4 protein-coding genes are annotated in these 4,433 nt (G+C 74.2%); 3 read left to right on the top strand and 1 reads right to left on the bottom strand.

Features of this window, described 5'->3' with window-relative positions:
- Positions 1 to 20 precede the first annotated feature (20 nt).
- Positions 21 to 1,328, bottom strand: a complete 1,308-nt coding sequence (gene hisD, locus ACIQOV_RS29195) for a histidinol dehydrogenase (RefSeq protein WP_387693445.1) — start codon at positions 1,326 to 1,328, stop codon at positions 21 to 23.
- 91 nt (positions 1,329 to 1,419) lie between these two features.
- On the opposite strand from hisD, the gene ACIQOV_RS29190 reads away from it, so the two are divergent.
- The 3 genes from ACIQOV_RS29190 (at position 1,420) to ybaK (ending at position 4,388) form a co-directional block, all read left to right on the top strand.
- Positions 1,420 to 3,000: an oxidoreductase gene (locus tag ACIQOV_RS29190; protein WP_401053547.1), complete on the top strand. Its 1,581-nt coding sequence runs from the start codon at positions 1,420 to 1,422 to the stop codon at positions 2,998 to 3,000.
- A gap of 142 nt (positions 3,001 to 3,142) precedes the next feature.
- Positions 3,143 to 3,871 (top strand): LON peptidase substrate-binding domain-containing protein, encoded by a 729-nt coding sequence (locus ACIQOV_RS29185; RefSeq protein ID WP_380548708.1) that lies wholly within the window; start codon positions 3,143 to 3,145, stop codon positions 3,869 to 3,871.
- A gap of 22 nt (positions 3,872 to 3,893) precedes the next feature.
- Positions 3,894 to 4,388 (top strand): Cys-tRNA(Pro) deacylase, encoded by a 495-nt coding sequence (ybaK, locus tag ACIQOV_RS29180; protein WP_401053545.1) that lies wholly within the window; start codon positions 3,894 to 3,896, stop codon positions 4,386 to 4,388.
- The last annotated feature ends 45 nt before the right edge of the window (positions 4,389 to 4,433 follow it).

Raw genomic sequence — 4,433 nt, 5'->3', positions numbered from 1 at the left:
GGTCACAGGAGTCTCAGGAGTCACGAGCCGGGAACCGTCCAGTCGAAGCGGGCCTTGATCGCGTCCCCGTGCCCCGGCAGGTCCTCGGCGTTCGCCAGGGTGACCACGTGCGCGGCGACGTCCGCCAGCGCCTCCCGGTCGTACTCGACGACCTGGACGCCGCGCAGGAAGGTCTGCACCGACAGCCCGGAGGAGTGGCAGGCGCAGCCGCCGGTCGGCAGCACGTGGTTGGAGCCGGCCGCGTAGTCGCCCAGCGAGACCGGGGTCCAGCGGCCGATGAAGATCGCGCCGGCGTTGACCACCCGGGCCGCCACGGCGTGGGCGTCGCGGGTCTGGATCTCCAGGTGCTCGGCCGCGTACGCGTTGACCACGGCGAGACCCTGCTCCAGGTCGTCGACCAGGATGATGCCGGACTGCCTGCCGCCCAGCGCCTCGGCCACCCGCTCGCCGTGCTTGGTCCTCGCGACCTGCACGGCCAGCTCGGCCTCGACCGCGTCGGCCAGTGCCGGGGAGTCGGTGACCAGCACCGAGCCGGAGGTCGGGCCGTGCTCGGCCTGGCTGATCAGGTCGGCGGCGACGTCGGACGCCAGCGCGCTGTCGTCGGCGAGGACGGCGATCTCGGTCGGGCCGGCCTCGGAGTCGATGCCGATCCGGCCGGCGAAGTAGCGCTTGGCGGCGGCCACGTAGATGTTGCCCGGGCCGGTGACCATGTTCACCGGCGCGCACTCCTCGGTGCCGAGGGCGAACATCGCGACCGCCTGGGCGCCGCCGACGGCGTACACCTCCTCCACGCCGAGCAGCGCGCAGGCCGCCAGGATGGTCGGGTGGACGCGGCCGCCGAACTCCTTCTGCGGCGGCGAGGTGACGGCGATGCCCCGGACGCCCGCCGCCTGGGCCGGCACCACGTTCATCACCACGGAGGACGGGTAGACCGCCAGCCCGCCCGGCACGTACAGGCCGACCCGCTCGACCGGCACCCAGCGCTGGGTGACCGTGCCGCCCGGCACCACCTGGGTGGTGTGCCCGGTGCGGCGCTGGTCCGCGTGCACGGCGCGGGCCCGGCGGATCGACTCCTCCAGCGCGGCCCGGACTTTCGGGTCCAGCGTCTCCAGTGCCGCGGTCAGCTGCTCGGCCGGGACCCGGGTCGACTCCAGCCGGACGCCGTCGAAGCGCTCGGTGATCTCGATCAGCGCCGCGACCCCGCGATGGCGTACGTCCTCGGCGATCGGCCGCACCTTCTCCAGGGCGGCCGCGACGTCGAACTCGGCACGGGGCAGCAGGTCACGCGGGTCGTCGAGCGAGCCGCGGAGGTCGATTCGAGAGATCACGCCACCCAGTGTAAGGAGTGGCCGGAACCGCTGGTCCCGCATTTCAGTCCGTGATACGAAGGGCGAGACGACCGGGGGGACGGGGGAAACCATGGCGGAGCGTGCTCCGGAGGGCTGGAACGGGGTCGAGCGGAGGCTCTGGGAGGCCTACCGCGAGGGCGAGATCCTGGACCTTCGTACGGGCGAGGCGGAGGCCGACGACCCCTTCGGCGACGCCGTCTGGGGCCCCGAGCGCACCGTCCGCGCCGAGGTGCTCGCCCACCTGCTGCTGGCCGGCCCGGAGCCCGCCGCCGGGCGGGTCGCCTCGCTGCGGCTCAGCGGCGTGCTGGTCACCGGGGCGCTCAAGCTGGCCGGCGCCGACATCGACCGCTACGTCGAGGTCCACGGCTGCCGCTTCGACCAGAAGATCCTGATGTCCGAGGCCGTGGCCTCGACGCTGCGCTTCGTGGGCTGCCTCATCCCCCGGCTGGAGGCCTCCCGGCTCTCCACCACCGGCGACCTCCACCTGGCCCGCTGCCGCGTCCCCGAGGGCATCCGGCTCACCGACTCCAAGATCGGCACCGACCTGCTGCTCAACCAGACGGTGGTCGGCGGCGACCGCTTCGCCCGTGCGGTCTCCGCCGACGGGATCACCGTCAACCAGGACTTCGAGGCCGAACGCCTGGAGACCACGGGCGAGTTGAGCATAAGGACGGCCCGGATAGGCGGCCGGCTCTCGCTGCGCGGCGCCCAGCTGCGCGCCGTCCCGGAGAAGAACCGCATCTGCTTCAACGCCGTCCGGGTCAGTGTCGGCCACACCCTGTACCTGACCGGCTCCGCCGACCGCGGCTGGTCCGGCTCCCGCGGCTACTACGGCTCCGGCTACGGCGAGTACCCGCCGCCGGACGGCCCGGTCACCCCGTTCCGCGCCTGGGGCCAGGTCCGCCTCTCCGACTCGCGCTTCGACAGCGCCTGCCTGATCTCCGGCGAGTTCCACCTGGCGGACACGGACGAACTCGCGCTGAGCCGCATCCAGACCCCCGAGCTGCGCTTCACCTGCAAGTTCCGCCCCACCGGCACCGTCTCGCTCTCCCGCGCCCGGGTCGGCAACCTGGTCGACGCCCCGGAGGCGTGGCCGCTCGGCAAGCACCTGCGCCTCACCGGCTTCGTGTACGAGAACCTGCGCCCGGCCCGCCCCTTCGCCGTCCAGCAGCGGATCGCCTGGCTGGAGGGCTCCTCGGTGGACTTCCAGCCGGAGTCCTACGAGCAGCTCGCCGCCGCCCTGCGCCGCGACGGCGCCGACGACGACGCCCGCGAGGTGCTGTACGCCAAGCAGCGCCGGCGCCGGCGCACCCTGCCGCTGCCCGCCCGGGTCTGGGGCGCGGTCCAGGACGTCACCGTCGGCTACGGCTACCGGCCCGGCCGGGCGGGTCTGTGGCTGCTGCTCGCCTGGATCCTCGGCAGCCTCTGGTTCGCCACCCACCCGCTGGCGCCGCTCAAGGCCGACGAGCGTCCGCACTGGAACCCGGTGCTGTACACCCTCAACCAGCTGCTGCCGATCGTGGACCTCAACCAGGGTGGCTGGAACCCCGGCGGCCTCGCCCAGTGGATCTCCGCCGGGCTGGTCGTGATCGGGTGGCTGCTCGCCTCCACGGTCGTCACCGGCGCCACCAGGATGCTCCAGCGCGGCTGAGCCGGCCGACGGCCGGTCCGTCGGCCGATCGGCCGTCGGAGGCCGGCGGTCGGCGATCGGCCCGTCGGAGGCCGCCTCGTCGACCGGCCGACCCCGCAGACCGTGCGACAAGGCCCCCGCCCGGGGAACTACGCTGTCCGCCGTGACAGAACGGCTGCCGCTCTTCCCGCTGAACACCGTGCTCTACCCGGGCCTGGTGCTGCCCCTGAACGTCTTCGAGGAGCGCTACCGCCGTCTCGTCGCCGACCTGCTCGAACAGTCCGAGGACACCCCCCGGCGGTTCGGCGTGCTCGCGATCAGGGACGGCCGGGAGGTCGCCCCGGTCAGACCCGAGGGCGGCCCGGCCGGCCCGCTCGACGGCCTCGGCACCGCCACCGGGGACCCCTTGGAGGCGATGTTCCACATCGGCTGCGTCGCCGACATCGCCTCGGTCGAGCACCAGCCGGACGGCCGCTACGAGCTGCTGGTCACCGGCACCACCCGGTTCCGGCTGCGCTCGGCGGACGTCTCCGGCCCGTACCTCACCGGTGAGATCGAGCCGATCGAGGAGCGCCCCGGCGAGGGCTCCGGCGCGCTGGCCTCCGAGGTCGAGCGGGCGTTCCGGGTCTACCAGAAGCGCCTGGCCGGCGCCCGCGAGGCCAGCACCGTCGGCCACCAGGAGCTCCCGGACGACCCGCAGGTGCTCTCCTACCTGGTCGCCGCCGCCTCGGTGTTCGAGACCCCGGTCAAGCAGCAGCTGCTCGCCTGCCCGGACAACGCCCAGCGGCTGCGCGCCGAACTCGACCTGCTGCGCCGCGAGAGCGCCGTCCTCAGCTGGCTGCCCTCGCTGCCCGCCGCCGACCTCACCCGCCAGCGCTTCAGCCCCAACTGACCGAGGACCCCGAGGACCCGACATGGCCAAGAAGCCCAGGAAGGGCGGCCAGGGCACGCCCGCCACCGTCGCCCTGGAAGCCGCCGCCGTCCCGTTCACCGTGCACGCCTACGACCACGACCCGGCCGCCGCCTCCTACGGCGGCGAGGCCGCCGAGGTCCTCGGCATCGCCCCCGAGCGGGTCTTCAAGACCCTCGTCGCCGACGTGGACGGCACCCTCACCGTCGGCGTGGTCCCGGTCGCCGGCCAGCTCGACCTCAAGGCCCTGGCGGCGGCCGTCGGCGGCAAGCGCGCCGCCATGGCCGACCCGGCCGCCGCCGAGCGCAGCAGCGGCTACGTCCTCGGCGGCATCTCCCCGCTGGGCCAGCGCCGCCCGCTGCGGACCGTCATCGACGCCAGCGCGCTCGGCCACCCCACCGTCTACGTCTCGGCGGGCCGCCGCGGCCTCGAAGTCGAACTGGCCCCCGGCGACCTCGTCAGCCTCACCAGGGCCAGCACCGCCCCCATCGCCCGCTGAGCGCTGCCGAGCACCTTCCGGGCCCTGCCGAGCGCCCCCGGAGCC

Source organism: Kitasatospora sp. NPDC091257 (assembly GCF_044757675.1).
GTDB classification, from domain to species: domain Bacteria; phylum Actinomycetota; class Actinomycetes; order Streptomycetales; family Streptomycetaceae; genus Kitasatospora; species Kitasatospora lactacystinica.
Note: the sequence above shows the minus strand (reverse complement) of the source record. Positions and strands in the feature narration are given on the sequence as shown.